This window comes from Asticcacaulis tiandongensis (genome assembly GCF_006475605.1).
Taxonomy (GTDB): domain Bacteria; phylum Pseudomonadota; class Alphaproteobacteria; order Caulobacterales; family Caulobacteraceae; genus Asticcacaulis; species Asticcacaulis tiandongensis.
The window spans coordinates 138605-157057 of the sequence record NZ_SSBC01000019.1; the positions used below are offsets into that span (position 1 = coordinate 138605).

The window sequence follows — 18453 nt, forward strand, 5'->3', positions numbered from 1 at the left end:
TAACTCCCCGATCTCAGAATTTAGTTTTTGTTTTGATTGAAGAAGACGCGTTTGGCATTGGTGTAATAGAGCTTGTCTATTACGCTTTTGGGCAGGTTCAGGCCGGTGACATCGGCTTCGATATCATCGACGCGGCGCACCGTATCGGTGGCCAGATAGGCCCAGTCATTACGCCAGTATTCATGGGCTGTGGCACGGAAGGCGGCGGGGTCATCGCCCGGATTAAGCGTCAGGTCGGTGCCATACATCAGGCGATCCTGATATTTAATGAAGAAATTTCGCACCTTATCGTGGTCACGCACCGACTGATACTGAATCTGGGTGATACGTGCCGCCAGCTCAAGCGTGGCATTCGGGTGCGCATCAAGGAATTTCGCGGCCTCATCGACGCTCCATTCCAGACTGCCCATATGGGCCCCGACGAAGTTAAGCTCAGGATGCTTTGTCACAAAGCGGTCGCGCGCGGCAATCAGTGCCTCATAGCGCGGCATGTGCGGCTGTTTGTACATGTGGTATTCGGGGAAGTTACCGAAATAGAGCTTATCATTGGTGGTGGTCATTTCCTCGACCGGCAACCAGGCATTTTTCGGTTCCGCCTGATGGGCAATGAACACAAGGCCGCGTTGTTCAATATGGGCGATCACCGGATCAAAGCCAGCATCATCAATAAAGATCAGCTTGCCGTCCTTATCCTTTTCGACCATGCCGATATTCTTCCACACCTTGACGCCCAAGGCGCCCTGATCGGCCTCTGAGTCTATGTAGGCATTGGTTTTTCCGGCCCATTCAGGGGTGCCAAAACCTTGCATGGTAAAGGTAGCCGCATAATGAAAATGCTGCGGATCCGCCTTATGGAAATGGTGCGCGGCATCGGCCTGATCGGCAATCGACGGAAAGGCCGGATAATCGACGTTAATCGTCAGAAGCTCGAAATTGTCGGCCTTCGCTTGTTCGACAAAGGCGGGGTCTTTCACATTCAGGTGTACATGCGCATCGAACTTGCGCACCTTGGCGAAATCTTCAACTGTATAGTGGGTTTCAGCTGCTGGAGCGGTGCATCCCGCAGCCATAAGAACAGTGGCAACCATTAGGGGCAGGCGGTTTAAAAGCATCGCGGCGACCTCCTCAGTTTCGTTAAAACAACGAAAACGAAATTTAATGTTTCGATTATGTGTCTTTTTGTTTGCCTTTTTATTTTGACTTGTGCAACATGAAAATGATCGCAAGGCCCCAACCCATAAGAATACACAGAAGTTAAAACGGGGCCGTCAGGCGCAGAGGAGTTATAGCCACATGATCCCCAAACCGCTTTCGTCCCATATGAAAAGACGTAACTTCCTCAAGCTGATGACCGGAACGGTTGTGGCTTCGGGCTTGGCGGGTGCTTTGCCTGCGGCCGCGCAACTGGCTCTGGCGACGGTAACCGATGGCACGCTGACCATTGAATTTGATACGGCCATGCACAGCCGCCTCATCTCCGGTCTGGGGGGCGCGTCGACCGTTCTGACGGATTTCGCGCCGTCTGACACCTTGTCGCTGAGCGATGGCCGACGCATTGACGCCTTTAATTTCGCCGGTCATTCCCGCGCGGCAGTCAATACGATCCACGGCAAAGGTACGGCCCATACGGTGCGTGGTGTGTCACCTGAGGGTATCGAAAAGACGCTGGTGATCACCCTTTATGAGCGCTATCCGGGGTTTGCGCTGGTTAAGACGACCTATCGTAATCGCGGTGCCGAGGCTTTGTCTGTGCAGCGCTGGCGCGCCCATGCCTATGCGCTGAAATCCGCAGGAACGGGTTTCTGGTCATGGTCGGGCGCGACGCATGAAAACCGTCGTGACTGGGTGCAGCCGGTGGGGGCAAGCTTTGATCAGCCGAACTTTATGGGCATGAATGCCTCTGACTATGGTTCAGGCACGCCGATCGTTGACGCCTGGCGGCCCGATGCCGGTCTGGCGGTCGGTCATGTCGAAACGCGGCCCAAGCTGGTGTCCTTGCCGCTTTTGGGCACTTCGGCGGGCGCTTCGGTGGCCATCGAGGAAAGCCGTGCCTTTGAACTGGCGGCGGGGGAAAGCTTCACGACGCTTGAGACCTTCGTGACGGTCCACCAGCGCGACTATTACGCGACGCTCGATACCTATCGCCGCATCATGGCCGATAAGGGTATGGCGGCACCGAAACCGACCGAAGGCTGCTATGAGGCCATCTGGTGCGCCTGGGGCTATGACCGTGATTTCACCATTGCCGAGATCGAAGGCTCGCTGGCCAAGGTCAAGGAGATGGGCCTTGAGTGGGCGGTGATCGATGACGGCTGGCAGACCTCGGAAGGGGACTGGTATCTTGATGTCGCCAAGTTCCCGCGCAAGGACGAGGACATGATCGCCCTTGTACAGATGATCCGTGCGGCGGGCCTTAAACCCAAACTGTGGCTTGCCCCGCTGGCGGTTGATCCGGGTACGGATTTGCTGCGCTATAATACCGATCAGCTCGTGCTCAATGAATGGGGCGCGGTGCAGGATGTCAGCTGGTGGAACGCCTTCTATCTGTGTCCGGCCTATGGGCCGGTGCGCGATTTTACCAAAGCCCTGATCACCAAGATCATCGGCGAATGGGGCTTTGACGGCATCAAGCTGGATGGTCAGCATATGAACGCCGTGGCGCCCTGCCATAACCCGAAGCACAATCACGCTCATCCGAACGATTCGGTTGAGCAGATTCAGGACTTCTGGAAGATGGTCTATGACACGGCCATTGCCATTAAGCCACATGCGGTCATCGAGTTCTGTCCGTGCGGTACGGCCTATGCCTTCTATAACCTGCCCTATACCAATCAGGTGCCGTCGTCCGACCCGCTGTCGTCCTGGCAGATTCGCCATAAGGGTAAATCGCTTAAGGCCCTGATGGGCGGCGATGCGGCCTATGCCGGTGACCATGTAGAACTGAGTGACAATGGTACCGACTTTGCCTCAAGCGTGGGTATCGGAGCGATTGTCTCAACCAAGTTCACCTATCCCAACGAAGGCCGTGGCAAGGACGCCAATTTCCTTCTGACGCCGGAGCGCGAAGTCGTGTGGCGCAAGTGGATCGACATCTATAACCAGAAGATGCTGCCCAAGGGTCAGTATCGCGGTGAGCTTTATGATATCGGCTTTGATAAGCCCGAGGCCCATGCCATCGAAAAAGACGGCAAGCTCTATTACGCCTTCTATGCGCCGACATGGAACGGTGAGGTGGAACTGCGCGGCCTGAAAAAAGGCAACTATGCCGTTCGTGACTATTTCAACAATAGCGATCTGGGGCGGGTAAATACGTCGGGCAATCGTCTTAATGCGGCGTTTGACGGCTTCCTGCTGCTCGAAGCCACGCCGGTCAGGGGATAGTCATGGATGTGCCTGTTAATACAGACGTAAAACATAAGCGCTGGCTGATGTTTGCTTTTGCGACCGTGGCCCTGTGGGGGGTATGGGGCGCATTTGCCGGTATCTCTGCCCAGCGCGGATTTCCTGAAACGCTTGTCTATTGCGTCTGGGCTTTGACCATGATCCTGCCTGCGGTCTATGTGCTGGCCAAGGCGGGATGGAAGCTTGATCGTGATCCGATGGCGCTGCTGTATGGACTGATTATCGGCTTTACCGGTGCGGGCGGGCAGATGATCCTGTTCTATACCGTCAGCACGGGGCCGGCCTATCTGATTTTTCCGGTCATTTCCCTATCGCCATTGGTGACCATTTTCCTGTCGTTTTTTCTCCTGAGGGAGCGAACCACATGGTTAGGGGCGTTGGGGGTGATTCTGGCGCTGATTGCCCTGCCAATGTTTGATTTTTCACCGGAAAGCGGTTTTTCGGCCTTGAGTGGCGGCAGCTGGTTTCCGCTGGCCCTGATCATCATGGCCTGCTGGGGCGTGCAGGCCTATTTCATGAAGCTGGCCAATGGCCGTATGAGCGCGGAAAGCATATTCTTTTATATGATGCTGACGGGGCTGATGCTTATTCCGGTAGCGCTTTTGATGACTGATTTCAGCCAGCCGATCAACTGGGGCTGGGACGGGCCGCTGCTTACGGCGGGGATCCAGATACTCAATGCCATTGGTGCATTGTGTCTGGTGTTTGCCTTCAGATACGGCAAGGCGATTGTCGTGTCGCCTCTGACCAATGCCGGTGGGCCATTGGTGACGGCGGTTATTTCGCTGCTGGTGGCGGGTATTGTCCCCGGATGGCTTAAGATGGTTGGGCTTGTGCTCGCCTTTATTGCGTCAGCGCTACTGGCATTGACCTGACGCATGACCTGCCCGTTCGCCACCTTCTCGTGTCGGGCCGGACAGGCCTGTCCTTAGCGGGCACTTGCGAGGGACAGGTACTCTAAACCTTGGCCGCCCCTTTTAGGGGCGGCCTTTTTGCGTAGGTGGTTTCTTTTTATCACCTGACTTATCGTTTGTGGATTTGTTTTTCAGGGCCGCCCCTCGGCCAAAGTGTCCTTTTATGGATAAAATATTGTATTTTATTCAATAAGTGTCTTAAACATCGATAATTCATGTAAATAACGTTTTTCTTATTTGTAATACAAAACGCAATATTATATCTTTCGTTTTCATTGTTTTCATTGCGTTTGATTTAGCGATCGGTTAGGCTTGTGACATCTGTTTGACGTCACTGCTTTCTGAAAGGACTTGCCATGAAGGCGATGCTCGATCTGGTCGCCCGCCATAAGGCGGGAGAGGCCTGCGGCATATATTCGGTCTGTTCGGCCCACCCACTGGTAATCAGCGCCACGTTCCGTCACGCCCTGAAAAAGGGTGCCGAGGTCACCCTGATCGAAGCGACCTGTAATCAGGTCAATCAGGATGGCGGCTACACAGGCATGACGCCTGAGGTGTTCCGTAACTTTGTCTACGCACTGGCGGACAAGGCGGGTCTGGTGCGTGAGCGCGTACTTTTGGGCGGTGACCATCTGGGGCCTAACCCGTGGACCAATATGAGCGCCGAAGAGGCAATGAAAAAAGCCGATGTGCTGATTGAACAGTATGTCGCCGCCGGTTTCCGTAAAATTCACGCCGACTGTTCCATGTCCTGCGCTGATGACCCTGTGCCTCTGCCGGAAGAGACCATTGCCCGTCGCGCGGCGCGTCTGATCGCCATTGCCGAAGCGACGCAAAAGCGTGTGGGCGGCGAGCCGTGCGTCTATGTTATCGGTACCGAGGTGCCGGTGCCGGGCGGCGCGGCGGAGGATCTGCCCGAATTAGAGGTCACGCACCCCGAAGCGGCGCTGAATACGGTTGAAACCCACCGCCGTATTTTTGCAGAGGCCGGTATCGCTGATGCCTGGCCGCGTGTGGTGGGAACCGTGGTGCAGCCCGGTGTTGAATTCGACCACCATAAGGTCATTGATTATGACCGCACAAAGGCCGTGGCCCTGAGCCGTGCGCTAAACGATCAGGCCAATCTGGTTTTTGAGGCCCATTCGACCGATTATCAGACCCCCGAAGCCTTAAAGGCATTGGTGGAAGATCATTTCGCCATCCTTAAGGTCGGGCCGGGGGTGACGTTTGCCTTACGCGAAGCCTACTGGGCGCTGGATGCCATTGAGCGTGAATGGCTGGGTGAGGCGAAGGCGTCGCAGTTCCGCAAGGTGGCCATCGAGCGCATGACGGCTGAGCCACGCAACTGGGCGAAATATTATCATTCCACGGGCGATGCCCTTAAGTTTGACCTGCAATACAGCCTGTCCGACCGCATTCGCTATTACTGGCCGGACGCCCTGATCACGGCGGCGCAGGAAGTGATGTTTGACAATCTGGCTGACAATCCGCCGCCTCTGGCCCTGATCAGCCAGTACCTGCCGTTCGCCTATGCGGCGGTGCGCAGCGAGGGGTTACCCCTTGACCCGTCTAATCTGGTGATGGCCCATATAGGGGCGGCGCTGGATGCCTATTATATTGCCTGTACGCCTGAAGCGTCAGTGACCAGTCCGGAGTTTATCGATGCGTGAATCAGTCCCCCCTTTGGGCTTCAGTGATGAGGCCCTTGAGCGTCTGGGCGGTTTGTGGACGGCGCGTGAAATCGTGCAGCAGCCTGAGATGTTGCGTCAGACCCAAAGCCTGCTCATGGCGCAGAAGGCTGACCTGGAAGCGTTTTTGAAACCGGTTCTGGCGCAGGCCAATGCCCGTGTCATCCTGACCGGTGCGGGGACCTCTGCCTTTATCGGGGCCTGTCTGGCGCCCGTGCTCGCGACCGAGCTTGAGCGTCGCGTCGAAGCCATTCCGACTACGGATCTGGTCTGTGCGCCACAGCTTTATTTTGAGGCTGATACGCCGACCCTGCTGGTTTCGTTCGGCCGATCGGGTAATTCGCCCGAAAGTCTGGCGGCGCTCGAACTGGCAGACCGGTTTGTCACTGACCTGCATCATCTGGTCATCACCTGCAACGAAGACGGGGCGCTGGCGCGTTATGCGGCGAGTTCAAAAGGCTATACGGTTCTGTTGCCTGAAGAAACGCATGACCGTTCCTTCGCCATGACCTCAAGCTTTTCGTGCATGACCTTTGCTGCCTTGAGTGCGCTTTCGGGTGTCGAGGCCTGGCAGGATCGTGTCAATGCGGTTGCCGAGGCGGCACAGGGCGTAATTGCTAATTATGTACCGACGCTGAAAGCCATTGCCGATGCCCGTTATGAGCGTGTGGTCTATCTGGGGAGCCATATTTTTCAGGGTCTGGCGCGTGAAGCCGGACTGAAGCTTCTGGAACTGACCAATGGCGCTCTGGTGACGATGTTTGATTCACCGCTCGGGTTCCGTCATGGCCCGAAAACCATTGTCAATGCGAAGACGCTGGTGGTGGTGTTCCTGTCAAACAATGCCTATACCCGCAGCTATGACACCGATCTGGTCGATGAGCTGCGCCGTGACGGTGACGCTGCCCGCGTGATCGCCATTACCGCGCAGGACGGGGCCGGTCTGCCCGAAGCGGATCAGATTCGTATTCGCGGCCTTGAAACGGCGGATGATGCCGCCTTGCTGATTCCCTATATTATTGCGCCGCAAATCTTTGCCTTTTTCGAAGCCCTGAGGCACAATCTGACTCCGGACAAGCCCAATACCTCCGGCACGGTAAACCGTGTGGTGCAGGGTGTGCGCATTCATGAGCTGGACTAGATAATGGGGCAGTCTTCCTATTTTCTCGGGGTAGATGGCGGTGGTACCAAGACGGGCTTTGTCCTGATTGATGCTGAAGGCCGGACAGTGGCAACCCATCAGGGTGGCCCTTGCTACTATATACAGATCGGTTTTGACGGTCTGCATGACCTGCTTAAGGCAGGCGTGGCTGCGGTGCTCGATCAGGTATCAGCAACCTCCGAAGACATCGCCTATGCCTTTTTTGGCTTGCCCGCATATGGCGAGGATTCACACGCCCAGACCTTTCTTGATGCCGCCCCTGAAGCGGTGCTGGGCCACAGGCGTTATGCCTGCGGTAACGATATGATTTGTGGCTGGGCGGGATCGCTGGGTGGAGCCGACGGGATCAATATCGTCGCGGGCACCGGCTCGATTGCCTATGGTGAGCGCGCTGGCAAAAAGGCGCGTTCCGGCGGCTGGGGTGAGTTGTTTTCTGACGAAGGCTCGGCCTATTGGATTGCGCTTCAGGGGTTGAATGTCTTTTCACGCATGTCTGACGGGCGTATGCCCAAAGGGCCGCTATATGACATTTTCCGTGAGCATTTCGGTCTGAAGAACGACCTTGATATTTGCGGGGTTGTGTTCGGTCGGGAACGACCGCCTCGTGACCGGATTGCCGCCCTGTCGCAACTGGTGCGGCGTGCCGCTCAGGACGGGGATGTCGCCGCGCTGAATATATTTGATCAGGCCGGAGCCGAACTGGCGGCGATTATTGAGACTATTCGCCAGCAGATCGGTTATGACGGTGAGGGGGTTATCCCTGTGTCCTATTCCGGCGGCGTTTTTCGTGCCGAAGACCTGATCTTAAAGCCGCTTAAGGCGCATTTGATGGCGCTTTCATCTGCTTACGGGCTTCAGCCGCCGTTACTGTCACCGACGCTGGGGGCCGCGCTTTATGCCGCGCGTCTGGCGGGGCAGCCGGTGAAACTGGCGGATCTGACGATCGCTTAGAACAGAGCAACTGCGGGAGATGATCCCGCAGTTGTTTTTTTAATCAGATACGCACGTTTTCAAGGGTGGCACCCCATGTGGTGCGCCAGCGTTGCTTGATCAGCGTCAGCCCGCCAAAGGCCACAAGCGCCAGACAGGCAAAGCCGATCAAGCCGGGCTGATAACTGCCCAATGCCTGTTTCGACAGGCCGAGGCTGGCGGCGAGATAGAAACCGCCTATGCCGCCAAACATGCCCACCAGACCGGTCATGACGCCAATTTCGTTGCGGAACCGCTGTGGCACCAACTGGAAGACGGCACCATTGGCCATGCCGAGCGCACCCATGCCGATCACCAGCACCAGCAGTGCCAGATAGACGCTTGCGGCTCCGAAGCTTAAGGTCACCAGTGCAATGGCCGCGATGATATACATGATCGACAAGGTGCGCACGCCACCGATCTTGTCGGCCAGCCCGCCGCCGACAGGCCGGAACAGGGAGCCTGCAAAAACGCACATGGCGGTGAAGAAACCGGCCATGACCGGATCAAGGCCATATTCGCCGTTGAAATAGATATTGAGCGACGAGGACAGGCCGACAAAGCCGCCGAAGGAAACGCCGTAGAACAGCATGAACCACCAGGCGTCGGCTTCTTTCAGGATCGCCATATACTGGCTGAACTTTTTGGCCGGAGGCGGGTTTGGGGCGTCCTTGGCAAAGACCATGTAGAATATAAAAGTAGCAATGAGAGGAATGGTCGCCAGCCCGAGCACCGCTGTCCAGCCAAACATATTGGCCAGTGACGGTGCAAACAGGGACGCCAGAACTGTGCCGGAATTACCGGCTCCGGCAATCCCGAGCGCCACGCCCTGATATTTTGGCGGATACCAGCGTGAGGCTAGCGGCAGGGCGACGGCAAAGGACGCACCCGCAACCCCAAGCACAAGACCCAGCGCCAGCACACCGGCGAAGTTATCTATCTTAAGGACAAAGGCAATCAGCAAACCGGCGATGACGATGGCCTGACTGATGGCACCGGTGATCTTGGGGCCGATGCGGTCAACCAGCACACCGTTGACCATACGCAGCAAAGCCCCTGAGAGGATCGGGAGAGCGACCATCAGGCCTTTTTCGGCGGGTGTCAGGCCGATATCGGCGGAAATATGTACCGCCAGCGCGCCCAACAGCACCCAGACCATAAAACTCATATCAAAATAGAGAAAGGCGGACAAAAGGGTCGGTTTGTGTCCGGCCTTCAGGAATTCCTTGGAAATCATGACGAACCTGCGAAGTTTCCGGCGTGCGCGGATCAACGGCGCACAGACCTTTGAGAGAAGGGAGGAAAAGGGAAACAGACGACAGTCCGGTTCGTTCCGGTAGGCGGCCTTCGTTGGCCGTGCCTTAACAATCGCGTGTATACATAAAGCGATGCACCAGAATTTCTGTCAAGGTGCAGTGCAATATTTTTGAGCGCTGGTTACGATTGTTCGTCACAATCATAACTTTTTCTGTCGCATAATGTGAGTCTAAACCCGCTTCACACGCGAGGGAATGCGGACTAGCCCTTAGAGCCAGTCCGCAACCCAGATTTGTCGTCCCGCATGAACGTTCTGATAATCGACCCTGATGATGCCCGCGCGGCCCTTGTGGCCGAAGGCATACGTGCGGATGCCGCCCATAGGGAGGCGGTGATCCATCACTGGCCGCGCTTTGAGCTGATGCGGCTAAAGGACATCAATCCCGACATGGTGATCATTGCCTGTGAAAGTCCGGATCGGGATACGCTTGATGCCTTGCAGATCGCTAACGAACAGGCCCCACGACCGGTGGCCATGTTTGTCGACCGCCATGACGCCAATACCACCTCGCGGGCTCTGGAGGCCGGTGTGGCCGCCTATGTGGTCGATGGCTATGCCCCCAATCGTGTGGCCTCGATCCTGACGGTGGCGGCTGAGCGCTTCAAGCTGATGCAGGGCCTGCGCACTGAACTGGACAAGGCTAAATCCGATCTGGTGGCCCGCAAAACCATTGACCGCGCCAAGGGAGTTCTCATGACCTCACGCGGCGTGAGTGAGGACGAGGCCTATAAGCTGATGCGCAAACATGCGATGGATACCGGACGGTCCATGGCGGCGGTGGCGGGAGACATATTGTCGATTGCCGGCTTACTGAAATCAGGAGAGAACTGAGGTCATGAGCGCACAGGTCAAGATCGGATTCATCGCCCTGAATGACGCGGCCCTGATTGTGGTAGCGGAGGCACTGGGTTTCTACGCCAGCGAAGGGCTTGAGGTCACCTTAAGCCGTGAAGCCAACTGGTCGAATATTCGTGATAAGGTGTCCTATGGCTTGCTTGACGGGGCGCATATGCTGGCGACGCTGCCGCTGTCGCGCGGCCTAGGGCTGGGGCCAACACTTGGGCATATTATTGCGCCTATGGCCTTAGGGGCCAACGGCAATTCGGTTGTCGTGTCTTCACGGCTAAAGGCCGTATTTGAGGATCAGGGGGCCGCAAGTCTGCTTGAGAGTGCGCGTGCCCTGCGTCAGGTGATTCAACTGCGCCGCAGTGTCGGAGAAGGGCCCATTACGCTGGCCATGCCCTTTACCTATTCGCCGCATCATTTTGTATTGCGCCACTGGCTGGCAGCGGGGGGCATTGATCCTGACCGGCAGGTGCAATGGGTGGTTCTGCCGCCGTCACGCATGGCAGATGCCCTTAGGGACGGGGTAATTGACGGCTTCTGTTCAGGCTCGCCCTGGCCACAGATGGCGGAACTGAAAGGCGACGGTCAGGTACTGTTTTCCGACCCCGATTTCTGGACGCTCAAGCCGGAAAAGGTGCTGGGTTTGCGCGGGGTCTGGGCCGAGGAAAATCCTGAGACCGTACAGGGCTTGGTGAAGGCGTTGCTCAGGGCGGCGCAGTGGGCGTCCGAGGCTGGCAATCAGACGGAGCTGGCCAATATTCTGGCACGGGATGTTTATGTCGGCGCGCCGGTTGAAGCGGTGCAAAAAGCTCTGTCCGAAGGCGGTGCGGGACTGGTGCTTGATGCGCAGACGGCGACCTTCCCCTGGCTCAGTCATGCCAAGTGGTTCATGGGCCAGTTTGTCCGCTGGGGTCTGACGTCTGAGGCGCATGATTTCGATGCTATTGCGCGGAGTGTGTACCGCCCTGATTTATGGCGACAGGCAGCGGGGGAGATTGGCCTGAGCCTGCCCCTGAGCGATGAAAAAGATGAGGGCGGTCATCCCCAAAGCTGGAGTCTGGCGGCTAAACCGACCGATATTCTCATGCCGCCGAACCGTCTGTTTGATGGCGGCCTGTTCCGATCTGTGCCTGCTGAGCCAGCCTGAACCGAAACTGTTCGCGCCTGCAAAAACCCTTATTGACATAGGGGCAAAGCTATGGCCCAATAGGCGCAGGATCAAGGAAGATCCAAGACATTCGCTATCAGGCCGTCAACGATGACGGTTTGACGGCTCTAACGGACAAAGACGTCCCGCACCCCTTAAGGCTCATTATGGCCTGACGGGGGTGCGGGATTTTTTTTGGCCTTAACCCAATCTCAGGTTGGCGCACCATGCGCCTTCGCTCTGCCCACAGGAGCAACAGAAATGGCCTTTAATGCCGACACACCCCCAAAGCCCCGCATCGTCGTTATCGGCGCAGGGATGGCGGGTGGCCGTATTGTCGAGGAAATCCTCAAGCGCGATGCCCATCGTTTTGATGTGTCGATCATCGGCGCCGAAGACTGCGCCACCTATGACCGTATTCAGCTGTCGCCGGTTCTGGCCGGTGAAAAGACCTTTGAGGACATCGTTACCCATTCTCAGGCGTGGTACGACACCAACGGTGTGAAGACCCATTTCGGGTGCTGGGTACAGTCGATCAATAAGGATGGCCGCTATGTCACCCTGCATGACGGGGTAACCATTGCCTATGATTATCTGATTCTGGCGACCGGTTCCGACCCGATCCGTCTGCCCTTGCCGGGGGCTGATTTGCCGGGCGTGGTGGCTTTCCGTGACCTGCATGATGTCGATATCATGCAAAAGGCTGCCGAAAAAGGCGGTGAAGCTATCGTCATCGGCGGCGGTTTGCTGGGTCTTGAGGCCGCCTACGGTCTGGCGAAACGCGGCATGAAGGCAACCGTCATTCACCTGATGGATGTACTGATGGAGCGCCAGCTTGATGAGGCGGCGGGGCGGCTGCTGGAAAAAGCTCTGCTCGAGCGCGGTGTGAATTCGGTGCTCAATGCCCATTCCGAAGCCATTGTTGGCGACAGTCATGTCGAAGGCCTGAAGTTAAAGGATGGGCGCATCATTCCGGCATCTCTGCTGGTTATGGCGGTCGGTATCCGTCCGCATGTTGAACCGGCGAAGGCCGCGGGACTGTTGGTTGAGCGCGGCATTGTTGTTGACGATCAGATGCGTACCTCTGACGCGCATATCTTTGCGGTTGGCGAGTGCGTACAGCATCGTGGCACCTGTTACGGTCTGGTGGCCCCGATCTGGGATATGTGCCGCACGCTGGCCGATGTCCTGACCGAGAAAAATGTCGATGCGGCCTATCTTGGATCTGAACTGGCAACACGTCTTAAGGTATCGGGCGTTGATCTTTATTCCGCCGGTCAGTTCAACGGCGGTGAAGGCTGCGAAGACATTGTTTTCCGTGATCCGGCACGCGGCGTCTATAAGCGTATCGTCGTCAAGGAAAACAAACTGGTCGGCACGGTGCTCTTTGGTGAAGCCGCCGACGGGGCCTGGTATTTCGACCTGATCAAAAAGGCTGAGTCCATCTCTGACATCCGTGACACCCTGATCTTTGGTCAGTCGGTAACGGAGGCTCTGGCGGGTGTGGACCCTAATGCCGCCGTTGCAGCATGGCCCGACGACACAGAAGTGTGCGGCTGTAACGGCGTAACCAAGGGTACGGTGGTTGAGGCAATCTGCGCAGGTGCGGACAACCTCGATAAGGTACGTGGCTGCACGAAGGCTTCGGCCAGTTGCGGGTCATGTACCGGCATCGTCGAACAATTGCTGAAGGTGACACTTGGGGATGCCTTCAAGGCACAGACCGGCCCGAAGCCTATGTGCAAATGCACCGAACATGGTCACCAGCATGTGCGTCAGGTCATCGTCGAGCAACAGCTCAAGACCATGCCCGATGTTATGCAGGCCCTGAAATGGGAGACACCGGACGGGTGTTCGTCATGTCGTCCGGCGCTGAACTATTATCTTCTGTGTGCCTGGCCACGTGAATACAAGGACGACCCGCGCTCGCGCTTCGTCAATGAACGCAACCACGCCAATATCCAGAAAGACGGCACCTATAGTGTGGTGCCGCGCATGTGGGGCGGCGTGACCTCTGCCAAGGAATTACGGGCCATCGCCGATGTATGCGACAAGTATGAAGTGCCGATGGTCAAGGTGACCGGCGGCCAGAGACTTGATCTGTTTGGCGTCAAGAAGGCTGATCTGCCAGCGGTGTGGGCTGATCTTAATGCGGCGGGTATGGTCTCCGGTCATGCCTATGCCAAGGCGTTACGCACGGTGAAAACCTGTGTCGGGTCGGAATGGTGCCGCTTTGGCACGCAGGATTCGACGGGTCTGGGGATCAAGCTTGAGCAGGATACGTGGGGCTCATGGATGCCGCACAAGTTCAAGATGGCCGTCTCCGGTTGTCCGCGTAACTGCGCCGAGGCAACCATCAAGGATTTCGGCGTTATCTGTGTCGATTCGGGCTATGAGCTGCATGTCGGCGGTAATGCCGGTATCCATCTGCGCGGCACGGATCTGTTGTGCAAGGTGACGACCGAGGTTGAGGCGCTGGAATATTCCATGGCCTTCGTCCAGCTTTATCGTGAGGATGCGTGGTATCTCGAACGCACGGCGCCGTGGATTGAACGGGTGGGGCTTGAGTTCGTCAAGACGCAACTGTTCGACGATGAAACCCGTACCGATCTCAAGGCCCGTTTCATGGAATCGCAAGCGGTGTTTCAGGTTGATCCGTGGGCGGAACATGCCCCGAAATCAGAACCGGCCAAGGTCTTTTCACCGCTGGCTGATCTGCGCGAAGGGGTCACGCAAAATCATATCACGGAGCAAGCCTGATGAACGTTTCTGTTGCGTTGAAATGGGTGGATGTCGGGGCAGCGGTGGACATCCCCTATCAGGGAGCCCGTCGCGTCGATACCGATCTGGGGGCCATTGCGGTCTTTCGTACGGTCGACAACGAATATTATGCCGTCATGGACAAATGCCCGCACAAGGGCGGGCCTCTGTCCGAAGGTATTGTGCATGGTCGTCATATTGCGTGTCCGTTGCACAACTGGTCGTTCTCACTGGAAAACGGTGAGGCGGTCGGGGCGGACGCCGGTAAGGGCTGCACGCCTACGGTGCCGCTGAAGATCGAGGATGATCGTATCCTGCTGGGATTACGCTGACACATACGAAAGCTTTAGGGCATCATGACTCATTGCGCTGTTCATACCACCTGTCCCTATTGCGGCGTTGGCTGTGGCGTCAAGGCCGTGGTCAATGATCGTCAGATGACGGTAAGGGGCGACGAAACCCATCCGGCCAATCAGGGGCGGCTCTGTTCCAAGGGGACGGCGCTTGGCAATACCTTCGGACTTGAGGGGCGTTTGCTGTCGCCGCGAGTACGCAAAGACGGGCATTTTGAAACAGCTTCGTGGGATGAAGTCCTGTCGGCAGTGTCGCAGAAATTCAATCAGGTGATCATCGATCACGGGCCGGATGCCGTGGCCTTTTATCTCTCCGGTCAATTATTGACCGAGGACTATTATGCGGTCAACAAACTGGCCAAGGGCTATATTGGCACAGCCAATGTCGACACCAATTCACGGCTGTGCATGTCTTCGGCTGTGGCGGCGCACAAGCAGGCCTTCGGGGCTGATCTGGTGCCCGGCACCTATGAGGATCTGACCGAGGCCGACATGCTGGTTTTTTCCGGCCATAACGCGGCCTGGACCCATCCGGTGCTCTATCGCCGGATTGAAACGCGTCAAAACCAGTTTCGGGTCTGTATTGATCCGAAGCGTACCGATACGGCAAAGGCGGCTGACCTGCATCTGATGATCCGGCCACAGACGGATGTGCGGTTGTGGAACGGATTGTGTGCCCATCTGATTGCCCGCGACGCCATTGATCATGATTTCATAGATGGCCACACGCAGGGCTTTTCGCGCCTGATGGCGGCCTTAAGTGCCGATGACCAGAGCATCGATGCCGTGGCTGAGGATTGCGGCATTTCAACGGTCGATCTTAAGGCCTTTTATGATGCGTTTTTACATACGCCCAAGGTGGTCAGCCTGTTCTCCATGGGCTCCAACCAGTCGGCGCAGGGCGTGCATAAGGGCCTGAGCCTGATCAACGCGCATCTGTTGTCGGGCAAGATCGGCAAGCCGGGGGCGGCTCCGTTTTCCATCACCGGTCAGCCTAACGCTATGGGCGGACGTGAGGTGGGCGGTTTGGCCAATATGCTGGCGGCCCATATGGATTTCGACGACGCCTCAAAGGCGCTGGTGCAGCGGTTCTGGCAGTCGCCAACCATTGCGCCAAAGGCCGGTCTTAAGGCCGTTGATATGTTCGAAGCGGTGCGGACGGGTAAGATCAAGGCTATCTGGATCATGGCGACCAATCCGATGGTGTCCATGCCGGATACCAACCGGATTCATGAGGCACTGTCGAACTGCGAACTGGTGGTGGTGTCCGATGTCATGGCCCGCACCGATACCATGGACATGGCCCATATCCAATTACCTGCGGCGGCATGGGGCGAGAAGGACGGCACGGTCACCAATAGCGAGCGTGTCATTTCCCGTCAGCGCAATCTGACGGCCTTGCCCGGAGAGGTGCGGCCTGACTGGGCGATTGTCTCAGAGGTCGCCCGCCGTATGAATGCGGCATGGGAAAGTGCCTTTGACTGGGCTGGTCCCGATGCGGTTTTTGCCGAACATGCGGGTCTGACGGCGTTTGAAAATGACGGGCGGCGGTTCCTTGACCTTGGTGGTCTGGCGGGCATGTCGAAGAGTGAATATGACGCGCTTCAGCCGGTGCGCTGGCCGTTTAAGGCCGATGGTTTGCCGTCGGGGCGTTTGTTTGCTGATGGCAAGTTCAATACGCCTGACGGGCGCGCACGTCTGGTGCCGTCTATTGTACGCAGCCCGGCCAATCAGACCACGCCTGAGTTCCCGTTCAGCCTCAATTCGGCGCGTGTGCGCGACCACTGGCACACCCTGACGCGGACGGCGCTGGCACCGGAACTGAACCGCCATATTACCGAACCGCTGCTCGATATTCACCCGAAGGATGCGAAAGCCCTTGGTATAAAGGACGGGCGGCTGGCGGTTGTCACCACCGCATGGGGTGAAGCGATTCTCAAGGCACGTGTGACGGACGATGTACGCGAAGGCAATCTGTCTGTGCCGATGCACTGGACGAAGCAATTTGCGCCGTTCGGCCGTTCAAACCAGATGGTCAATCCGGCGGTGGATGCCCTGTCGGGTCAGCCGGAATTCAAGCACACACCGGCGAATGTCCGCGCCTATAGCGAACAATGGCATGGCTTTGTCATGGCCCCGCGCGATTTTGACGGCGAACTGCCGCAGTGGGACGATGATACGATCTGGCGGCGTACGACCCATGCCCATGCCGATTGCTTTGAGGTCGCAGGCATAACCTCACCTGACCTGTCAATGATTGAGGCGAGCCTGACGCTGCATGATGCAGGCTCCGGTCTGACGCGGCGGGTGCGTGTCGATGCTCAGGGACGTTTGACGCGCGTGATGTTTGTCGCGCCGATCCATAAGAAACTGCCGCCGCGGGACTGGTTGCTGGAGCGTTTCGGCGATGAGGTTTTAAGCGATGCGCACCGCGCGGCCTTGTTGATCGGACGCTTGCCAGGGACGCAGGACAAGGGCCGCATCATCTGCGCCTGCCGCAGTGTCGGTGAAGTGGCCATCTCCGCCGCCATAGCGGACGGGGCAAAAACGGTCGATGAGATCAGCGAAGCGACCACCGCAGGCACCTCATGCGGTTCCTGTAAGGGCGAACTGAAACAATGCTTGCTGAAGCATGCCAAAACAAAGGAGCTGGCCGATGCCTGAGGGTTTTGTGACACTTACCGGTGCCGGACCGGGTGATGCCGATCTTTTGACGCTTGGGGCCTTGAAGGCGCTCCAGTCGGCGCAGGCACTTTTGTATGATGCGCTGGTCAGTGAGGATATTCTGGCGCTGGCGCCGGAACGCTGTGTGAAAATCTGTGTTGGTAAACGCGGGGATCGCCTGAGCGTCTCGCAGGATAAGACCAATGCCCTGATGGTGCGTCTGGCGCGCAAGGGCCTGCATGTGGTGCGGCTCAAGGGTGGTGATCCTTCGGTGTTCGGGCGGGTCGGTGAGGAGCGTGACTATCTTGAGGCGCACGGCATTGCGCATAAGACTCTGGCTGGTGTAACGGCGGCCTCTGCGGCGGCGGCGCAGTTCGAAGTGCCGCTGACCCATCGTGGGGAAGCCCGTTCAGTGACCTATCTGACAGGGCGCACCAAGGACGGGTCAGTTGATCTGAAAGACTCGGTTGTCTGTGATCCGGAAATGTCGCTGGTGTTCTATATGTCGTCGCACAATGCTGCCCATATTCAGGCGCGCGTGCAGGCGGTGCGCGGCGGGGCCACGCCGGTATTGATTGTCGAAAACGCCGGTCGCCGTTCGGCACGTGCGGTCAAGGGGACTTTGGCGCAATTGGCGGATATGGTGCAGACGGCGGCCTTTGACGGGCCGGTGCTGATCGGGGTCGGGCCGGTGTTTGCCCGTGCCCGTGTACCGTTCAGCGCCTTAGCAAACCAACCAGATTACACGGCTTGTGACGCGCGTCTAACTGCTCACGGATGATCCTGTCCCAGCCATCGGCGCAGGCATTTTCCGAACCGGGCAGGCAGAATATCAGCACCTTTTCGGGCGTTATACCTGCCGTGGCACGTGATGACAGGGTAGAGGTGCCGATGCTTTGGAAACTTAAGGCATGAAACAGCGCCGAAAAGCCATCAATGCGTTTGGCAAACAGAGGCTCAAGCGCTTCGGGGGTGACATTATGTTCATGCAGGCCCGTGCCGCCATTGGTTAGGATGACCTGTACCTTGCCGTCTTCGATCCACCGTAGAACCTGAGCCGTCAGGGCCACCTGATCGTGGGGTAAAAGCGCGCGCTCAGCGAGGATATGTCCGGCGGCGGCGATGCGTTCAGACAGCAAATTGCCTGAGGTATCGGTGTCCGGCGTATGGCGATCAGACACAGTCAGGACGGCGATATTTAGCGGTGTAAAGGGCCTGTTTTTTGACATG

General features: G+C 57.3%; 14 protein-coding genes. 11 read left to right on the top strand and 3 right to left on the bottom strand.

All coding sequences use genetic code 11. From position 1 onward, the window contains the following. Positions 1 to 20: 20 nt before the first annotated feature. Entirely contained in the window at positions 21 to 1112 is a 1092-nt protein-coding gene (locus E5201_RS11420; protein ID WP_140986233.1) for an amidohydrolase family protein, read from the bottom strand. A 181-nt stretch (positions 1113 to 1293) separates the two neighbouring features. Here E5201_RS11420 and E5201_RS11425 point away from each other — a divergent pair, with 181 nt between their 5' ends. From E5201_RS11425 to E5201_RS11445, 5 genes are all read left to right on the top strand, one after another. Beyond that, positions 1294 to 3381, top strand: a complete 2088-nt coding sequence (locus E5201_RS11425) for a glycoside hydrolase family 36 protein (RefSeq protein WP_140986234.1) — start codon at positions 1294 to 1296, stop codon at positions 3379 to 3381. Positions 3382 to 3383: 2 nt separating this feature from the next. Continuing rightward, a complete protein-coding gene (locus tag E5201_RS11430) occupies positions 3384 to 4277 on the top strand; it encodes a DMT family transporter (RefSeq protein ID WP_140986235.1) in 894 nt (297 codons plus the stop codon). A 395-nt stretch (positions 4278 to 4672) separates the two neighbouring features. Continuing rightward, positions 4673 to 5986, top strand: coding sequence for a D-tagatose-bisphosphate aldolase, class II, non-catalytic subunit (locus E5201_RS11435; RefSeq protein WP_140986236.1), 1314 nt, complete (start codon positions 4673 to 4675; stop codon positions 5984 to 5986). Continuing rightward, the gene (locus E5201_RS11440; RefSeq protein WP_140986237.1) at positions 5979 to 7145 is read left to right on the top strand and encodes an SIS domain-containing protein; all 1167 of its coding nucleotides are present in this window, start codon (positions 5979 to 5981) and stop codon (positions 7143 to 7145) included. Before E5201_RS11435 ends, E5201_RS11440 begins: the two co-directional genes overlap by 8 nt. 3 nt (positions 7146 to 7148) lie before the next feature. Beyond that, positions 7149 to 8117 carry an N-acetylglucosamine kinase gene (locus E5201_RS11445; protein WP_140986238.1) on the top strand — a complete coding sequence of 323 codons (969 nt, stop codon included), beginning with the start codon at positions 7149 to 7151 and terminating at the stop codon, positions 8115 to 8117. Positions 8118 to 8160: 43 nt separating this feature from the next. Here the strand turns inward: E5201_RS11445 and E5201_RS11450 are convergent, their stop codons facing one another. Next, positions 8161 to 9372, bottom strand: coding sequence for a nitrate/nitrite transporter (locus tag E5201_RS11450; protein WP_140986239.1), 1212 nt, complete (start codon positions 9370 to 9372; stop codon positions 8161 to 8163). A 324-nt stretch (positions 9373 to 9696) separates the two neighbouring features. Here E5201_RS11450 and E5201_RS11455 point away from each other — a divergent pair, with 324 nt between their 5' ends. From E5201_RS11455 to cobA, 6 genes are all read left to right on the top strand, one after another. Further along, the gene (locus E5201_RS11455) at positions 9697 to 10284 is read left to right on the top strand and encodes an ANTAR domain-containing response regulator (RefSeq protein ID WP_140986240.1); all 588 of its coding nucleotides are present in this window, start codon (positions 9697 to 9699) and stop codon (positions 10282 to 10284) included. Positions 10285 to 10288: 4 nt separating this feature from the next. Then, positions 10289 to 11446 carry an ABC transporter substrate-binding protein gene (locus tag E5201_RS11460; RefSeq protein WP_140986241.1) on the top strand — a complete coding sequence of 386 codons (1158 nt, stop codon included), beginning with the start codon at positions 10289 to 10291 and terminating at the stop codon, positions 11444 to 11446. A 261-nt stretch (positions 11447 to 11707) separates the two neighbouring features. Next, positions 11708 to 14206: a nitrite reductase large subunit NirB gene (gene nirB, locus E5201_RS11465; RefSeq protein WP_140986242.1), complete on the top strand. Its 2499-nt coding sequence runs from the start codon at positions 11708 to 11710 to the stop codon at positions 14204 to 14206. Continuing rightward, positions 14206 to 14538, top strand: a complete 333-nt coding sequence (gene nirD / locus E5201_RS11470; RefSeq protein WP_140986243.1) for a nitrite reductase small subunit NirD — start codon at positions 14206 to 14208, stop codon at positions 14536 to 14538. Before nirB ends, nirD begins: the two co-directional genes overlap by 1 nt. Before the next feature lie 24 nt (positions 14539 to 14562). Then, positions 14563 to 17223, top strand: coding sequence for a nitrate reductase (locus E5201_RS11475; RefSeq protein ID WP_140986244.1), 2661 nt, complete (start codon positions 14563 to 14565; stop codon positions 17221 to 17223). Continuing rightward, the gene (gene cobA / locus E5201_RS11480) at positions 17216 to 18004 is read left to right on the top strand and encodes a uroporphyrinogen-III C-methyltransferase (RefSeq protein ID WP_246050644.1); all 789 of its coding nucleotides are present in this window, start codon (positions 17216 to 17218) and stop codon (positions 18002 to 18004) included. The genes E5201_RS11475 and cobA overlap by 8 nt, the downstream gene beginning before the upstream one ends. Here the strand turns inward: cobA and moaB are convergent. Continuing rightward, the gene (moaB, locus tag E5201_RS11485) at positions 17940 to 18452 is read right to left on the bottom strand and encodes a molybdenum cofactor biosynthesis protein B (protein ID WP_140986246.1); all 513 of its coding nucleotides are present in this window, start codon (positions 18450 to 18452) and stop codon (positions 17940 to 17942) included. The genes cobA and moaB overlap by 65 nt on opposite strands. Position 18453 lies beyond the last annotated feature (1 nt).